13 protein-coding genes and 1 pseudogene are annotated in these 17,103 nt (G+C 66.3%); 11 read left to right on the forward strand and 3 right to left on the reverse strand.

All coding sequences use genetic code 11. The annotated features are described in order from the left end of the window. Nucleotides 1-39 precede the first annotated feature (39 nt). From ACODTJ_RS07070 to ACODTJ_RS07090, 5 genes and pseudogenes are all read left to right on the forward strand, one after another. Nucleotides 40-1,035, forward strand: coding sequence for an MDR family oxidoreductase (locus ACODTJ_RS07070; protein WP_454657267.1), 996 nt, complete (start codon nucleotides 40-42; stop codon nucleotides 1,033-1,035). A gap of 88 nt (nucleotides 1,036-1,123) precedes the next feature. Continuing rightward, on the forward strand, nucleotides 1,124-1,813 hold the full coding sequence (locus ACODTJ_RS07075) for an L-fuculose-phosphate aldolase (protein WP_454657268.1): 690 nt from the start codon (nucleotides 1,124-1,126) through the stop codon (nucleotides 1,811-1,813). Between the two features lie 63 nt (nucleotides 1,814-1,876). Further along, the gene (locus tag ACODTJ_RS07080; protein WP_454657269.1) at nucleotides 1,877-2,833 is read left to right on the forward strand and encodes a carbohydrate kinase family protein; all 957 of its coding nucleotides are present in this window, start codon (nucleotides 1,877-1,879) and stop codon (nucleotides 2,831-2,833) included. A gap of 47 nt (nucleotides 2,834-2,880) precedes the next feature. After that, on the forward strand, nucleotides 2,881-3,627 hold the full coding sequence (locus ACODTJ_RS07085) for an SDR family NAD(P)-dependent oxidoreductase (protein ID WP_454657270.1): 747 nt from the start codon (nucleotides 2,881-2,883) through the stop codon (nucleotides 3,625-3,627). A 447-nt stretch (nucleotides 3,628-4,074) separates the two neighbouring features. Then, nucleotides 4,075-4,578, forward strand: a pseudogene (locus tag ACODTJ_RS07090) (IS630 family transposase); the annotation flags it as partial. Nucleotides 4,579-4,658: 80 nt separating this feature from the next. On the opposite strand, the gene pdxR (ACODTJ_RS07095) reads toward ACODTJ_RS07090, so the two are convergent. Then, nucleotides 4,659-6,176, reverse strand: coding sequence for a MocR-like pyridoxine biosynthesis transcription factor PdxR (gene pdxR / locus ACODTJ_RS07095; protein WP_454657271.1), 1,518 nt, complete (start codon nucleotides 6,174-6,176; stop codon nucleotides 4,659-4,661). Nucleotides 6,177-6,284: 108 nt separating this feature from the next. On the opposite strand from pdxR (ACODTJ_RS07095), the gene ACODTJ_RS07100 reads away from it, so the two are divergent. Both ACODTJ_RS07100 and ACODTJ_RS07105 read left to right on the forward strand, forming a co-directional pair. Continuing rightward, nucleotides 6,285-7,076, forward strand: a complete 792-nt coding sequence (locus tag ACODTJ_RS07100; protein ID WP_454657272.1) for a creatininase family protein — start codon at nucleotides 6,285-6,287, stop codon at nucleotides 7,074-7,076. Further along, a complete protein-coding gene (locus tag ACODTJ_RS07105) occupies nucleotides 7,076-7,534 on the forward strand; it encodes a GNAT family N-acetyltransferase (protein ID WP_454657273.1) in 459 nt (152 codons plus the stop codon). The genes ACODTJ_RS07100 and ACODTJ_RS07105 overlap by 1 nt, the downstream gene beginning before the upstream one ends. 161 nt (nucleotides 7,535-7,695) lie before the next feature. On the opposite strand, the gene ACODTJ_RS07110 is transcribed toward ACODTJ_RS07105, so the two are convergent. Continuing rightward, nucleotides 7,696-8,919, reverse strand: coding sequence for a benzoate/H(+) symporter BenE family transporter (locus ACODTJ_RS07110; RefSeq protein WP_454657274.1), 1,224 nt, complete (start codon nucleotides 8,917-8,919; stop codon nucleotides 7,696-7,698). A 114-nt stretch (nucleotides 8,920-9,033) separates the two neighbouring features. Between ACODTJ_RS07110 and pdxR (ACODTJ_RS07115) the strand changes: the two genes are divergently transcribed. Next, nucleotides 9,034-10,524: a MocR-like pyridoxine biosynthesis transcription factor PdxR gene (gene pdxR / locus ACODTJ_RS07115; protein ID WP_454657275.1), complete on the forward strand. Its 1,491-nt coding sequence runs from the start codon at nucleotides 9,034-9,036 to the stop codon at nucleotides 10,522-10,524. Nucleotides 10,525-10,693: 169 nt separating this feature from the next. Here pdxR (ACODTJ_RS07115) and ACODTJ_RS07120 read toward each other — a convergent pair whose 3' ends face one another. Continuing rightward, nucleotides 10,694-11,707: an AraC-like ligand-binding domain-containing protein gene (locus tag ACODTJ_RS07120; RefSeq protein WP_454657276.1), complete on the reverse strand. Its 1,014-nt coding sequence runs from the start codon at nucleotides 11,705-11,707 to the stop codon at nucleotides 10,694-10,696. Nucleotides 11,708-11,909: 202 nt separating this feature from the next. Here ACODTJ_RS07120 and ACODTJ_RS07125 point away from each other — a divergent pair, with 202 nt between their 5' ends. From ACODTJ_RS07125 to ACODTJ_RS07135, 3 genes are read left to right on the forward strand one after another with little or no spacing between them, the layout of a single operon-like run. Then, a complete protein-coding gene (locus ACODTJ_RS07125) occupies nucleotides 11,910-14,987 on the forward strand; it encodes a S8 family serine peptidase (RefSeq protein WP_454657277.1) in 3,078 nt (1,025 codons plus the stop codon). Nucleotides 14,988-15,004: 17 nt separating this feature from the next. Further along, the gene (locus ACODTJ_RS07130) at nucleotides 15,005-15,970 is read left to right on the forward strand and encodes a cache domain-containing protein (RefSeq protein WP_454657278.1); all 966 of its coding nucleotides are present in this window, start codon (nucleotides 15,005-15,007) and stop codon (nucleotides 15,968-15,970) included. Then, the gene (locus ACODTJ_RS07135; RefSeq protein ID WP_454657279.1) at nucleotides 15,967-17,037 is read left to right on the forward strand and encodes a ligand-gated ion channel; all 1,071 of its coding nucleotides are present in this window, start codon (nucleotides 15,967-15,969) and stop codon (nucleotides 17,035-17,037) included. Before ACODTJ_RS07130 ends, ACODTJ_RS07135 begins: the two co-directional genes overlap by 4 nt. Nucleotides 17,038-17,103: the final 66 nt, after the last annotated feature.

Consider the following 17,103-nt stretch of genomic DNA (forward strand, 5'->3'; position numbering starts at 1 on the left):
CGCGAAACGAAATCATCGCAACAGCGACAGGGTCGAACCATGAACGATAGTTTCCGGGCCATGATGATCGTCGATCACGACGGGCGCCCGCGCGCGGAGTTCCGCGATCTCACAGTGGCGGACCTGCCCGACCACGACGTGCTCGTGGAAATCTCCTTCTCGACGCTGAATTACAAGGACGGCCTGGCGATCAGCGGCAAGGGCCGGATCGCGCGACGGCTGCCGATGGTGGCGGGGATCGACCTCGCCGGAACGGTGGTCGAAAGCCGCTCGCCCGACTGGAAGCCGGGCGACAAGGTCCTGGTCAATGGCTGGGGCCTGTCCGAGACGGAATGGGGCGGCTATGCGCGCTTCCAGAAGCTGAAGCCGCAATGGCTGACGCGGCTGCCCGACGCCTTCAGCTTCGAGGAGGCCATGGGCATCGGGACCGCCGGCTATACGGCGGCGCTCTGCGTCGATGCGCTCGAGGACTGGGGCGCGATCGCACCCGGCGGGCGCGAGGTGCTGGTGACGGGCGCTGCCGGCGGGGTCGGCTCGACCGCGATCAGCCTGCTCGCCCGCAAGGGCTACACGGTCACCGCGGCGACCGGCAGGCCGGAAACCCATGCCTATCTGTCGGAGCTCGGCGCCACCGGCTTCGTCGACCGGGCCGCTCTCGCGGAGAAGGGCGGCGCGCTGCAGAAGGAGCGCTGGGGCGGCGCGGTCGATTCCGTCGGCTCGACCACCCTGGCCAATGTGCTGGCGCAGACGGCCTATGGCGGGGCGGTCGCGGCCTGCGGGCTTGCGGGCGGCATGGATCTTCCGGCGACCGTCGCGCCGCATATCCTGCGGAGCGTCAGCCTGCTCGGCATCGACAGCGTGATGGCACCGGCCGGCAAGCGCGAGCGCGCCTGGAAGACGCTGGCCGCGCATCTCGACAAGGCGCAGCTCGGCCGCATCGCCCGCGTCGAGCCGATGTCGGCCCTGCCGGCGCTGGCGGAAGAGATCGTCGCCGGCAGGATCCGCGGCCGCGTGGTCATCGACGTCAGCCGCTGATCGGAAGGTCCGGCGCGCGCCTCGGCACAGACGAGGCGCGTCTCGCCGCAGTCATGGAATGCTGTTCTGACATAGGGAACACGATGCAATGACCAGCCGGGACGACCGCGAGTTGCGGCAATCCATCGTCATGGCCTGCCGCGAGATGACCGCCGCGGGCATCAACCAGGGCACGTCGGGCAATATCAGCGTTCGCGTCGATGACGGGATCCTGCTGACGCCGTCCGGGCTGGCCTATGACCAGATGACGCCCGATGACATCGTCTTCATGGACTGGGACGGCGGCTGGACGGCGCGGGAGGGCAACGTCCCCTCCACGGAGTGGCGTTTCCACCTCGACATCCTCAAGGCGAAGCCGGAGGCAAACGCGGTGGTCCACGCCCACCCGACCTACTGCACGACCCTGGCGATCATGCATCGCAGCATCCCCGCGATCCACTACATGATCGCCGCCGCCGGCGGAAACGACATCCCCTGCGCGCCCTATGCCCAGTACGGCACGGCCGAGCTTTCGCGGCTCGCGCTGGAGGCGCTGGCCGACCGGCGCGCCTGCCTGCTCGCCCATCACGGCCTGATCGCGACCGGGGTCAGCCTGCGCAAGGCGCTTTGGCTCGCGGTCGAGGTCGAGACCCTGGCGCGGCAGTATCACGGCTGCCTCCAGATCGGCACGCCGCCGCTGCTGCCGGACGAGGAGATCGACAGCATCCTCAAGCGCTGGGGCCAGTACGGCCTGCGCGAGCGGAAGCCGCACGCTCCCTCACCGGCCGCCGCGGGCTGACGCGACGTCGTCGCGCCGGTCTGCGCCCCCCTCCTCCCGCTTCCATCGTCCGAGAAACCTGCCATGTCGCCCACCCATGATGTCAGCGTCTGCGGCTCCTACATCCTCGATATCCTCGGCGTGCCGGTGAGCGATATTCCGCCCGGCGGGACGCGCTACCTGATCGACGAAATCCGCCTCACCGTCGCGGGCACGGCGGGCGGAACCGTCGTTCCCTGCGCGCGGCTCGGCCTGAAGGCGCTCGCGGTCGGCGCCGTCGGCGCGGACGAGAAGGCCGATTGGGTGCTCGATGCGTTGCGGCGCGACGGCATCGACGTCTCGATGATGGAGCGCATGGCCGGCAGCCCGACCTCGGCCACGATCCTGCCGATCCGGCCGGACGGGTCGCGCCCGGCGCTTCACGCCCGCGGCGCCTCCGCCCGCTGGCGCATCTCGGCCGCCGCGCAGGCCCGCGCCTGCGAGGGACGCATCGTCCATCTCGGCGGCGTCGGCTCGCTGCTGGCGATGGATGGCGAGCCTTCGCGGGCGCTGCTCGCCGATGCGCGCAAGGCTGGCCGCACGACGACCCTCGACCTGATCTCGGCCCGCCCGGAGACCCTGGCGCTGCTGGAGCCGCTCCTGCCCGAGGTCGACTTCTTCATGCCGAGCATCGACGAGACGGCCGTGATGGTCGGGACGCATGATCCGGCCGCCTGCGCCCGCTTCTTCATCGAGCGGGGCGCGGGCGCCTGCGCGATCTCGCTCGGCGGCGAAGGTTCCTTCGTGATGACGCGGGATGGCCGGCACTTCACGATGCCGGCCTTCGAAGTCCCGGTGCGCGACACGACCGGCTGCGGCGATGCCTATTCCGGCGGCTTCATCGCCGGGCTCGTCCGCGGCTGGGAACTGACCGAATGCGCCAGGCTCGCGACGGCGACGGCGGCGCTCGTCGCCACCGGCCTGGGTTCCGGCGCCAACCTCGTTTCCTTCGACGAGACCGTGCGGGCGATGAACAGCCTGCCGGTCCGCAAGGCCGCCTGAGAGCGCTGGACCCTGTGACCTCTTTCCCATCCGAAGCGAGAACCGACATGACCAGACACGCCATCGTCACGGGCGCCAGCCGCGGCATCGGCCGGGCCATCGCCCTTGGACTTGCCGAGCGCGGCTATGATCTCGCGCTCACCGATATCGGCCCGCAGCAGGCCGCTCTCGCAGCGGTCGCGGGCGAGATTGCCGAGAGGGGCCGGCGCTGCGTCACCATCATGGCCGATGTCAGCAACCCCGAGGATTGCCGCCGCTCGGCCGACGAGGCCGTGCGCGGGCTCGGCCATGTCGATGCCCTCGTCAACAATGCCGGCATCCTGAAGCTCGCTTCGATCGAGGAGCTGACGCCCGAGATCTGGGACACCACCTTCGCCGTCAATGCGCGCGGCGTGTTCCAGATGACGCAGGCGCTGATCCCGCATATGCGCGAGCGGCGCTACGGCCGCATCGTCAACATCGCCTCGCTGGCCGCGCGCACCGGCGGGCCGGGCCAGTCCCATTACGCCGCATCGAAATCAGCGGTGGTCGGTTTCACCCGCGTCTCGTCTATGGAGCTCGGCCAGCACGGCATCACCGTGAATGCCGTCTGCCCCGGCATCATCCAGACCGAGATGGGGATGAACAACCTGCGCGATCCCGAGCGCGTCGCCTATTTCGAGAAGGTCACCGACCTGCACCGGCTCGGCAATCCGGAAGACGTGGTCGGGCCGGTCGCCTTCTTCGCCTCGGACGACGCGGCCTTCGTGACCGGACAGGCTCTCAATGTGGATGGCGGCATCTTCTACAGCTAGAGCGTTCGCGATGTGACCTCCTGGTGGATCGAACACCGCGAGAGCAACGGCATCCGTGCCTTCGACACCTTGCTCGGGGAGGAACTGCTTGGAGACCAGCTTGTCTCCGCTTTTCGCGCGCTTCCCGACTCGTCGGTCTGGCGGTGCTCGCCGTGCGCCTGTCGCGCGGCGAGCCAGCTCCCCATCACGCGGGACCTGGCGCGGCATGTCCCAGGCCCCATGAACGCTTGGACGTCGCAGGTGTCGTCGATCCCGGCCAGCGTCGACTAGAGCCGATTTCGATCTGATTGGATCGGATTGGGATTCCCAAATCAGGTTTGAGCTGATTCAGACTGTGTGCCGGATGGAGGCTGGCATGCATGTCGAAAGCTTTGTCGGTCGATCTTCGGGTTCGAGTTCTGGCGGCTGTCGCGGAGGGTCTGACGCATCGCCAGGCTGGTGAGCGGTTTCATCGACGAGACCTGGACCTCGACCAACATGGCCCACCGCTACGGCCGTTCTCCGCGTGGCGAGCGCCTGCGGATGGCGACACCGCATGGTCACTGGAAAACGACGACCTTTGTCGGGGCGTTGACCCTTCGCGGCTTCATCGCGCCCTGGGTGCTGGACGGGCCGATCAATCGCGATGCCTTCGAGACCTATGTCGCCAAAGTGCTCGTGCCCGAGCTGCGCTCCGGCGACGTTGTCGTGATGGACAATCTCTCCAGCCACAAAGGCCCGAAAGTGCGCGAGCTGACCGAGGCCATCGGCGCCGAACTCCGCCACCTGCCGCCCTACAGCCCAGACTTCAATCCGATCGAGATGGCTTTCTCCAAGCTCAAGGCCCTGCTCCGAAAAGCCGCCGAACGAACCGTCGATGGCCTCTGGAACGCCATCGGGACGCTTATCGGCATCTTCGAGCCAGAAGAATGTCGCAACTACTTCGCTGCGGCAGGATATGATGCAACCTGATCGGAAAATGCTCTAAGGGGCGCCGGAAAGCGGACCAGGAATCTCACAGCGACCGGCGATCTCGAACGGCGAAGATCGCGTCAGTTCCGGACGTTCAGATCGGCGGGGGCGTCGGATCCCTCCCGCAGAGCGCTCGCGAGATGCCGCAATGCATTCTCCATGTCTTGTGGTGGTCGCGAGGCGAAGCCCATCAGCCAGCCTCGCGCCGAACTGGGACCGAGTGTCAGCCGGTCAAGGCCGCGCAGGGCGAGGCCCGCATGATCCGCGACGGCAAGCGTTTCTGCCTCGTCATATGGGCTCTTCAACCGCGCAGTGACGTGGAGGCCCGCCCGCGGCACGTTGCACGTGGCGAAGTCGCCCAGATGCCGCTCAAAGGCCGCGATAAAGAGATCGCGGCGCGCCTGGTATATCTGCCGCATCCGCCGGGTATGGGCGGCAAAATGCCCCTCGCGCATGAATTCGGCCAGCACCACCTGATTGAACTTGGCGGCGGAGCCGTCGATCAGCGAGCGCCCGGCGACGAAGGCTGAGACCAGAGGCTCGGGCACGACGAGGTAAGCAATGCGCAGCCCCGGAAACAGCACCTTGGTCATGGTGCCGACATAGAGGACGTTCCCGCCGGCATTCAGGCTCTGCAGCGCGGCGATAGGCCTGCCATCGTAACGGAATTCGCTGTCGTAATCGTCTTCGATGATCCAGGAACCGCTCCTCTCCGACCAATCGAGTAGCGCCAACCGCCTGTCGAGCGACATGGTGACGCCAAGCGGATACTGGTTCGACGGCGTGACGTAGACGGCGCGGACCTGTCCTTCCGCTTTAACGAGGCGTTCGACCACAAGCCCATCCTGATCGACGGATATGGGTAGCAGCGTGGTGCCGGCGCCCCGGAACGCCATCTGTGCACCGTGGTAGCCGGGATCTTCGATGGCGATCTGATCGCCGGCCGAGGCGACGAGTTTGGCGATCAGGCCGAGGGCCTGCTGGGAACTGCTGAGGACGAGAATCTGCCCGGGGCTAGCGGCGATCCCGCGGGAGGCCGCCAGGTAGTGCGCGATCTCCTCGCGTAGCGGCAGATACCCTTGCGCCTCGGCATAGAGCAGCTCCGCGCGCGAGCGCCCACGGGCGGCGCGCGCCGCAATGCGCTGCCAGATTTGCAGCGGAAAGGCTTCGACATCCGGAAGCAAGGTGAAAGGCACTGGCCTTCCACGATCAATGACACCTCCGCCGGCGGTCAGGGATAGTCCGCGCTCGGACAGTCCCGCAATCCCGCGGCTCGATGCGCACGCTCGGCGATCGGAGCCGGCGAGGACGGCATCGCGTGGTGCGACAAAGGTGCCGCTGCCGTGCCTCCGCACGACAAATCCTTCGAGCTCAAGCTGATGATAGGCGGTATCGACGGTTTCGCGGGCAATGCGGGCTTGCCTTGCCAGTGCCCGGCTCGACGGCAGGCGCGCGCCACCCGAGGCATGTCCGTCCAGCACGAGGCGCCGCACGGCCTGCTGCAACCGTGCCGCCAAGGTGGCAGCCGGAGCAGCTGTTTCCAGCAGCGTGAGCAGGATCTCGGCCGTCGATCGCGATGGTGAAAGTGGCTTGGTCATGCTGCCTGAATTGGCTGAGCTCGCCGGGTCAGTTCGGCCCTATGGAAATAGCCCTGGCGCGCGGCAATACCGGAACCGCAGCGCCTGTCATCCCGACGAAAGGCTGCCATGCTATCCGATCTCCATTGGGCCGCGCGAACGGCCGAAGATCTCAATGACCTTGCGCGACGCGACGCCATCGTGGTGTTGCCGTTGAGCTCCACCGAGCAGCACGGCCCGCATTTGCCGACCGGCTGCGACACCATCCTGACCGAGGCTGTCGTGGAGCGCATGGCCCGTCTCGTCTCGCCGCATCGGCCGATCCTCATCGCCCCGACGGTCTGGATCGGGCTCGCCCAGCATCACATCGCATTCGGCGGCAGCTTCAGCGTCTCCATGGCGACCTATCACGCCTTGCTCCGCGACATCGTCACGTCGATCAGGGTCGCCGGCTTCCGCAGGCTCCTGCTCGTGAACGGGCATGGCGGCAATATCTCGGCACTGCATGTGCTGACGGATGCCTTGACGCAGGAGACAGGGCTGGCGGTGGCGAGCACGACCTACACACTGTTGCCGAATCAGCAGAGCGCTCTGGAGGCGATCCTCGAAGACCAGCTGATCCTGCAGCATGCCTGTGAGGCCGAAACCTCCATGATGATGGCCGCGCGCCCCGATCTGGTTCGGGTCGATCGGTTGGGGGAAGCTTTTCAACCCGGATACAGCAAGGGCGATGCGTCACCGCTGAGCGATCCCCTGCTGCTCTGGAGCTCCTTCAAGGATTTCTGCCCCAGCGGCGTTCGCGGCGACGCCCGTCGCGCTTCGGTGGAAAAGGGCGAACGCATCCTCGCGATTGCGGCGGAGCTGCTGGCCACGAAGCTCATCGCCGGCGAACCGTGGAACAGGCAGGTGGGGGCTGCGTGATGGATATTGCAATCAGAACCGTCGAGCGCCGCGATTTCGCGCAATGGCGGACGCTGTGGGACGGCTATAACCGCTTCTATGGTCGAGCCGGCCAGACTGCGCTGCCGGGCGACATCACGCAGACCACCTGGGCACGCTTCTTCGACGCCTACGAGCCGGTCCACGGTTTGGTCGCGGAATGTGCCGGCGAGCTCGTCGGCCTCACGCACTACATCTTCCATCGCAGCACCACGATGATCGGGCCGACCTGCTATCTGCAGGACCTGTTCACGCGGGAGGTCGCAAGGGGCAAGGGCGTCGGCCGGATGTTGATCGCTGGCGTCTACGAGCATGCGGGCCATGCCGGGGCCGGGCGCGTCTATTGGCACACGCATGAAACCAACGCGACCGCGCGCAGGCTCTATGACGATGTCGCCTTGCGGTCCGGCTTCATCGTCTATCGCAAGGATTTGGCCTGATTCCGGCGCAATCGACCCGCCTGGGAGAGCGCAATCCGATCGGTGCGCGCGCTCTCGAAACTGCGCCGTGCGGCGCTCGATGGGCGAGAGTTCGCGCGCCCCGCTCGAAATCGGGGCCGTCAGGGGCTCCAAAACGAAACGGGAAGCGCGCAGCTTTGCCGTCACTTTGCAGCGGCCCCGCTGACGGCCGGCCTGCTGCGCGGCAAGCCCCCATTCAGAACGAGATGGGCGACGAGCCCGATGACCAACCCCCAGAATGCCCCGCCGATCCCGAGCAGCTTGATGTTCGCGGCCGAGGCCAGGAACGTGATGAGCGCGGCTTCGCGGGACACCGGATCGGCCATCGCTCCCGCGAGGCTGCCTCCGATCGTGCCGAGCAGCGCCAGGCCGGCCAGCGTGGTGATGAAGGTCGCCGGGAAAGCCATGAAGACGGCGGCCAGCGTGACACCGAATATCCCCACGAGCACATAGAAGCAGCCGGCGGCGATGCCCGCGATCCAGCGCTTCGACGGGTCGGCGTGAGCCTCTCGCCCGGTGGCGATCGCGGCGGTGATCGCCGCGATATTGAAGGCATGCGACCCGAAAGGCGCCATGATGAGCGAGCCGAGGCCGGTCACGGTGACGATCGGGTTGGCGCTGGTCTTGAAGCCGTCATTTCGCAGCACGAGCATCCCGGGCATGTACTGGCCGCTCAACGTGATCAGGAAAAGCGGCAGGGCGATCGACAGGAGCGCATTCAGCGAGAAAGCCGGCATCGTGAAGACAGGCATTGCAAAGGCCGGCTTCAGCCCCGAAAGATCGACCCGTCCCTGCACGAGCAGGAAGCCCAGTCCGATGATCAGGATGCCGACCACGGCATAGCGCGCCGAGAAGCGCTTCAGCACCACATAGGCGCCGACCAGCAAGCCGACGAGCATCGGATCGATGCTCGCGCCGCCGAACGCGCCGATGCCGAACTGCAGCAGGATGCCGGCCAGCAGACCGGAAGCGATGCCCGGTGGGATCAACCGGATAACCTTCTCGAAACAGCCCGACAGCCCCAGCACCACGAAGGCCGCGGCCGAGATCATGTAGGCGCCGACGGCCTCGGCGTAAGGCGTGGTGCCGAGCGCGGCGACGAGGAAAGCCGCCGCCGGCGTCGACCAGGCGGTGATGATCGGCTCACGGTAGCGCCAGCTCAGAAAGAGACCCGTCAGCCCCACGCCGATCGAGACCGACCAGACCCAGGACGCCGTCAGCTCGGGGCTCAACCCTGCGACCTTCGCAGCTTGGAAGACCAGGATGAAGGTGCCGCCATAGTTGACAATGACGGAGATCAGGCCGGCGACGACCGGGTGCGGCAGGTCACTCAAGCGAATGGAAGACGTTGCAGTGCGAGGCGACATGATCCTGAAAAGACCTCCTGGAGCTCGGGGAGCACGCGACGGCGAGCCGGGTTGACACATAGCCAGTGAATGGCCCGGTATGACCCGCCATTTCGCTCAAGAGGTTCAGACCATTTGTTCAGGCATTCCCAATTGGAATCCGCGAAGGCGTGGATCGCTCATCCCGCTCATGCGGCCATGCCCCTTCACGAACGAATCCAGCGCGCCATCCGGCAGTTGATCGTCGACGGGGCGCTTGGGCCAGGAAAGCCCTTGCCGGCCTCGCGTGCCCTTGCCACGTCGCTGGGTGTGTCGCGGGATACCGTCGAAGCGGCCTATGGCCGGCTTCATGCCGAAGGCTTCATCGAGCGCCGTGTCGGCAGCGGCAGTTTCGTGGCGCAGATCTCGGAATTCACGACCGGCCATCGGGCCGTTCGACGGGAAGCGTTGCTGCGCCACCAGGCCCCCAACCTCAGCAAGCGCGGAAACGCCATGTTCAGCAGCGGCGGGGTGCGCGAGATGCTGTCGCCTCAGCCCTTTGCGCCCGGGGTTCCGGAAACCCGGGCCTTTCCGCTTCCGCTCTGGGAGAGGCTGGAACGGCAGGTGCGCCGGGAAGTCGGCATCCAAGCCCTGGCACATGGCGACCCGCAAGGAATCGAAGCGCTGCGCCGCGTCATCGCCGACTACGTGAATCTCGAACGCGGCGCGCGCGCGACAGCAGACCGGGTGCTAATCCTCACCAGTTCACAGCAAGCCATGATGCTGTGCGCCAGCCTGTTACTCGATCCCGGCGACCGGATCTTCATCGAGGACCCAGCCTATTACGGCGCACGCAAAGGGTTCGACGCAGCCGGGCTGGAATGCGTCCCGATCCCGGTGGACCTGCAGGGAATCGCCGTCGAGCAGATTCTGGCCGAACCACGCAAGGCGAAAGCCGTTTCGTTGACGCCGTCCCATCAGTTCCCGACCGGCGCGACACTGGCACTGGATCGGCGCCTGGCCTTGATCGAGTGGGCGAGGCGGCATCAAGCCTGGATCATCGAAGACGATTACGACAGCGAATTCCACTATGCCGGGAAGCCGATGGCCTGCGTGCAGGGGCTCGATCGACATGACCGGACGATCTATATCGGCACCTTCACCAAATCTCTCTTTCCAGGCTTGCGGATCGGCTATGCCGTATTGCCGCCGCAGCTGGTGGAGCCGATGACCGTCGCGCGCACTCTCCTCGATGGGCATTCCGCCCCGATGGCTCAACTCACTTTGGCGCGGTTCATCGAAGGCGGACATTTCGGCGCCCATATCCGCACCATGCGCAGTATCTATGCGCAGCGACTCGATACGCTTGTCGGCCTTGTCGAAACGTACCTGTCGGACTTTATCGAGCCGCGCATTCCCGTCGGCGGGCTGCAGATGCCCTGCTTGCTGAGAGATGGTCTATCCGAACGCAGCGCCATCGACGCTGCGCGGCGTTCCGGCGTCGAGCTCCTGGGATTGTCAGCGCTTCATGATCGAAGCGATGCTGCAGCCGGTTTCCTGATGGGCTTTGCCGCCTATACGCCCATGGAGATCGAGATCGCGATCAGGAAGTTGGCGGCTGCATTCCGGGCCGTCGCCAAACCATAGCGCCAATTCGGGCGCAGCAGCCTTCCACGCGAACGGCCCGAGCGCATTCCGTTTCAGTGTTCGATGACGCAGGTCATCCGACAGTAGCCGAGAGCTGGCCCATGGTTCTCGTGAGTCACATCTCGGCTGCGACAATGCCGTCTCTGGGGCTTCAGCCGAAAGTCGACAGTCAGGTCAGGTGCCGGAGCCAGTTCGCCAGGCTGCCATCGCCCGCTTCGAGCGACGGTGACAGGCGCAGATGCGCGACGTCGCGCGGCGCGATGCCGAACTGAGCCTTGAAGGCGCGCGAGAAGGCATCGTCGCTCGAAAACCCGAACTGACGCGCGATCTTCCCGATGCCGCCCCTTCCACGCGTCGACGTATTGAGTGCCAGGCGGGCGCGCGCCAGCCGGCGCTGGCGAATATAATCGGAGACGCCGCCGATCGGAGCGAAGAGGCGGTAGAGCGCCGAGCGCGACAGGCCGAATGCACTGCAGAGCATTCTGGCATCCAGAGCGGGATCGCCGATCCGCCGATCGATGAAGCGGCAGATCATCGCCACGCTCGCCGTCAGCGTTGCCGGGGCCTCGCTTTCGCGCATCAGCGCTGGCGACAGGCAGGCCGAAAGCAGTTGCGCGCTGGCCTTGGCGATATCGGGGGCCGCCGCCGGCTCGAGCGTGGGTGCTGCCTTCAGCAGGCTGCGCAGATGGTCGCCCGCCAGCGAGCCGAGCGGGCTTGCCCCGGACAGAACGGTGCCATGCACGCGGTCCAGACTGCCGGCGTCGAGCGCAAGCAGGCTGCGCGGCAACACCAGGTTGACCGCCCGCATGTCGGTGGCATGCGAGCGAACCGGGCGGGACAGGTCGAAAACCAGGACGTCGCCCGGGCCGGCATGGACTTCTTCGCCATCCAGATCGAGCGTCGTATAACCAGCCTCGTACCTCTGGATCAGCAGGTGATCGACGCCGACCGCACCGATGAGGCTTTCCGAGCGTTCATAATGCTGGGCGCTCGTCGCCACCTGCCCAACCAGTGCCGTGCTCAGGTGGTGCCGATCGAGTTCGGCATGGAAACCGGCGTCCCAGTCGCCCGCGAGCGGCCGGACGTCGAAGATCGGCGCAATGGTCTCACGCCAGCTCCCGAAAAGCTGGCGCGCCTGATCGCCATCCCTGCCCATCGCCCAGCCTGCCCCCTTCTCGAGCACCGCCCGTTACCAGGCATCGGCGACGCTTTTTAAACGAGAGAGAGCTGCGATAACGTAAAGAGGCCGATCGCAGAATGCTGACACGCCGCCCCGGATGATTGGGACGCAGCGTCGCCTCTCCGTCGTCTCTCCGGTTTTCATTCCATGTTACGCGCCGATCAACCAGTCCACGCCTGCTGGACGACGTTGACGAGCCTTGCCTATGCCGATCATCGCCACGCGCCGCGCCCTTCTTCGCTCCGCCTTCCTCAGCGCGACCGCGGCATCGCTTCTTGCCGCTCTCATGCCGGTTGTCGTTTCGGCCTCGGACCTGCCCTCGCTGCCGGACGCATTCTTCGGCCGTCCCGCCCGCAATCTCCCGCGTGCCGCCATGGCACCGGCGCCCGCGTATTTCGTGACGCCCGAATATAACGCCAGTTATGGTCTGGCGCAGATCAACGCCGCCGACGCCTATGCGCTTGGGCTCAGTGGCAAGGGCGTGCTGGTGGCGGTCGCCGACAGCGGCATCGAACTCACACATTCCGAATTTGACGGCAGGCTCTCGCCGCTATCGCGCAATTTCGGCTTCGACCTGCCCGACCCGACCGACATCCTCGACCGGGACAGGACGTCTCACGGGACCCATGTGGCCGGGACGATCGCCGCCGCGAGAGACGGCAATGGCATGCACGGTGTCGCCTACAATGCCGAGATCCTGGCCTTGCGCGCGATCGTCCCGGGCGGCGGAGACATTGCAGCCGCCATCCGCTACGCGAGCGAGAAGGGCGCGAAGGTTCTGAACGGCAGCTACGGCCCGTCCTATCCCTCGCCTACCCTGCCGGACGGCAGCCCCAACCCCGACTACACCGTCGTCCCGATCCAACCCTACCATATCGACGGCACCTCAGCCGAAGTCTCGGCGATACGACAGGCCGGCGCCTCGGACATGGTCATGGTCTTTGCCGCTGGCAACGAGCGCGAGGACCAGCCGGTGATCGCGCGCAATCCGACGGGAGCCGCCTTCTACCCCGCGATCCGGCCGGAGAACGCCGACAAGAACCTCTATGTCTTCCTCGACGGCGATGACAACCAGATCAACGCGAGCGGCCTCGATTATTCGGATCTCCAGCCCTACACGATTGCCGTCGTCGCAGTGGATCGCGATCGCAGGATCGCGTCGTTCAGCAACTATTGCGGCATCGCGGCCGCCTGGTGCCTTGCGGCGCCCGGTGTCGGTATCCTCTCGACCGTGACCGCGGCCAATGGCAGCTCTCCGACCGAGCCGTATAATCTGTCCAGCGGAACCTCGATGGCCGCTCCGCATGTGGCAGGGGCAGCCGCCCTCGTCCGCGAAGCATTTCCCTTCATGACCGCGCCGCAAGTGGTCCAGTCCATCCTCACCACGGCGACCGATCTGGGCTCGCCCGAGATCTATGGCTGGGGCTTGCTCAATGTCGGCAAGGCGGTGCGCGGCCCCGGCCAGTTCGTTCAGACCTTCGACGTCGACACCAAGGGCTATTCGGCGACCTTCGGCAACGACATCACCGGCGCGGGCGGGCTGGTCAAGCGAGGCCTCGGCCGGCTCGAACTGAGCGGCCGCAACACCTATGCCGGCGGCACCGCCGTCATCGGTGGAACGCTGGCTCTCAACGGCTCCGTTACCTCCGCGGTTTCCGTCGGCCAGCAGGGCACCTTGCGCGGCACCGGCTCGATCGAGGCCGGCCTGTTCAGCGCCGGCACGGTGATGCCCGGCAACTCCCCGGGGACGCTGTTCGTCAAGGGCCCGGTGAATTTCGGCGGCACGAACCGCTTCGTGCTCGACATCGACGGGACCGGCACAGGCAACGGTGCGGGCAACTATTCGCGTCTCGTCGCACAGACCGCGTCGGGACATGTCACCGTGGATGGACGGATCGCTCCCGTGCTGCGTGGCATTGCCGGCGATGCCAGCAACAGTTTCATCCCTGTGTCCGGCAACGCCTTCCGGGTGCTGGTGGCCGAGGGCGGCCTGAGCGGCAGTTTCAGCGGGCTGGATCAGCCGGCCGATGGCTTGCCTGCAAACACCCGCTTCGACGCACTCTATGGCGCCACCGGGCTGTCGCTGGTCGTGACGCCCGGCTCCTATGCCGCCCTCGCGGGCCTGAACGGCAATGCTTCATCGGTCGCAAGGGCACTCGATTCCGTGCGGCCGGCCGCAGGGACGCGCCCGGATGCCGCTCGGCAGGAGGTATTCGATGCGCTCTACACAGCTGGGTCAGGCGCGCTTCCCGGTGCGCTGAGCTCGCTGTCGGGGCAGAGCTATGCCGATGCCCGCATGGCGATGATGAACGCCCAGCGGACGGTCAGCGCAGCCCTCGACCAGCGCCTGACGGCCGGCTGGTCCTCCCGCTACGACCGGCTCACCGGACTGGGAGCAACGAGCTATGCCAGCCTTGGCAGCACTCCGGCTGAACCCGGGCGGGTACATTCGGTCAGGGACGGCACGCTCTGGGGGCAAGCTCTCTACGGTTTCGGCCGCACGGGAGGCGATGCCAACGGGACGGGCTCGAGCTTCGGGCTCGCCGGTGCCGTGATCGGCGCGGAAACCGCCGCCTTCGGGGCCGGAAGGATCGGCGCCGCCCTGGGATACACCCGCTCGAACGAAGATCCGAAGGCCGATGCCGCTGGCCGCGTCGCGCTCGACCATTACAGCCTGGCGACCTATGGCCGCGCCGATTTCGGTGCCTTGACCCTGCGCGGCTCGATCGGCGCCAGCTATGGCAGAACGGATATTCGCAGGACGATCCAACTCGGTAATGCTCAGCGGACCGCGCATGGCGAGGCCGACAGCTACGGCTTCTTCGGGAATGCCGTCGCCGGATATCGCCTCGCCACCCTGGCCGGCCTCGATCTCTCGCCCGAAGCCGGGATCAGCCTGTACCACTCCCGGCAGGATGGCCTGACCGAGACGCAGGCCGGGGCTTTCGCGCTCACCCTTCACGGTCAGAACCAGACTTCCGCGCGGTCCCTGGCTGGCGCCCGGCTGTCGACCTCCCTGGCGGGCGACGCGAAGCTGCGCCTCGACCTCAAGGCCTACTGGTCCCACGAATTCGCCGACAACGTCGCGGTTCTGCAGGCGAGCCTGCTGGGTGCGAGCGTCGTGACGCGAAGCCCGGGCGCGGCGCGGGACGGAGCGGTGATTGGTGCAAACCTGTCGGGCTTCGTCACCCCGCAGATCGAGGTGGCCGGCTCCTACGACGGCGACCTGCGCCTGGGCGCCACGACCCACCGCTTCTCCTTCCAGGCGATGACCCGCTGGTAGGCCGACCGGAGATGCCCATGCTTCCCCCCTTCGGACGACGCCTGCTGGGTGCCGGCCTGCCCGCTCTCCTCCTCGCCTGCATTCTTGGGGCGATGCTGTGGCACCAGCATCGCAGCGTCGAGCAGGTCGCATCCCGCAGCCGCGAGGAGCAGATGCGGCTGGTCGGGACCTTGCTCGGTTCGAGCTTCGATCAGGCCGCCAGGTTCTCGCTCTCGCTCGCCGAATCCTTCGCGCGCAATGCCGAGGTTCGCGACGCGCTCGCCGCTGAAGACCGCACGCGGCTGCAAGCCCTGTCCCGGGACGCCTACCAGTATCTCAGCCGGCAGGCGAACGTGCAGATTTTCGGCTTTCACGACAAGGAGCTGCGTTACCTGCTGCGCATGCATCGCCCTGATCAGCATGGTGACGACATATCCGCGTTCCGGGCCATGATCGTCGCAGCCAACCGGTTGCGGCGCGCCCAGACCGGAATCGAGATCGGCATCGCCGGCATCGGCATCCGCGGCGTCGCGCTGGTCCAGCGTGGTGCTGAATTCTTCGGGACGATGGAGGTCGGGCTCGACCTTCGGCCGCTGATCGAGCTCGTCAAGACGGCGACGAACAGCGAGATCGCGATCGTGGCTGCCGCCTCCCTCACCGGCGTCGCGCTCGATCCGAAATTGCCTGCGGCCAGCGGCCTCAGCATCATGGCATCGACCGACGACCAGCTTTTCCTGGACCTGCTGCGTGCCCGGGGAACCCAGCCGCAACGGGATATCGAGTTCGGCCGCAGGCAGATCGGCGAACGCAGCTACGCCTTCATGAGCCAGCCGTTGGTCGACTTCTCGGGCAAGCTGGTCGGCACCGTCCTGATGCTCAAGGAAGAGACCCGGTCCGACTGGGGCCGCCTGAACACCGAGCTATGGGTCATCGCGCTTTGCGGCGGGATTCTCGCCTTTGTCGGCTTTCTCGTATTGTCGCGCCCGCGGCGGGCCGTTGCATGATCGGCCGCCTGCTTTTCGTCCTCCCGATCCTCCTCGGCCTGGCTCAAGGCGCATGGGGCGAGGACAGAACGGGCAGCGGCAAGACTACGCTGCCGGAGGCCTCCGGCCTGCCCGTACGGGTGCATGTCGCGCTGCGCGTGCTCAATATCCTCGAGGTCAAGGAAGTCTCCGGGCAGGGGCGGTTGCACCTCGAATTGACGCAGCGCTGGCAGGACCCGCGCCTTGCCTTCGACGCTGTCGCGCGCGGCCTTGCCCGTGAGGATCGGGTCGGCGAGGAGGCCGACGATCATCTCAAGACCATCTGGTCGCCCGGCCTCGCGCTCGACAACCAGATCGGTGACAAGGACGCCCGCATCGTCGCCCTTTCCGTGCATGCCGATGGCGAGGTGGTGTTGATCGAGCGCTTCGAAAGCGATTTCCGCTTTCGGATGAACATGGACGCCTTTCCCTTCGATCGGCAGAACCTGACGATCGGGCTCTCGCTTCCGCGTTACGCCCAACAGGAGGCGATCGTCCTGACGACGGAAGCCGACCGCCCCTTCTCCGGTGTCGAGGATGCGCTCTCGGTCGTCGACTGGCGGCCGGTCGGCCTGCGCTTCACCAACGATCTCGCGATCGGTTGGAATGCGCGCTCCTATTCGCGCCTCAACGCGACCGTGACGATCGCACGCTATGCCGAGCGCTATCACCTGCGCATCTTCGTTCCCATCATCGCGGTACTCGCGGTCTCGCTGTTCGTGCTGTGGTCTCCGGGTTTGAAGGAGCAGGACAAGGGAGGCCTGATCTTCTCGTCGCTGCTCGCCCTGGCCGCGATCAGCTTCACCTTCGAATCCTCGTTTCCCGGCTCGATCTCCCTCAATACCCCCGTCGCCGAGATGATTTCGCTCGGATACCTCTACCTCGTCACGGTGCTGATGTTCGAGATCGCGCTGTCGGTCGCGATTGCTCACCCCAATTTCCGCTGGCGCGATCAGGCCGCCGATTTGCGCTGGCATCTGCGCTGGGCTGTGCCGGCGATGATGTTGATCATCTGCATCGGGGCAGCGGTCCGCGCCCTGCCTGGATAGTTCCGCTCGACTGACCTGAGACCCTTTTTTCCTCCGGTCTGAGGGAGAGTCCTGGGTTTCATTTCT

Source organism: Allobosea sp. FG18, assembly GCF_057809495.1.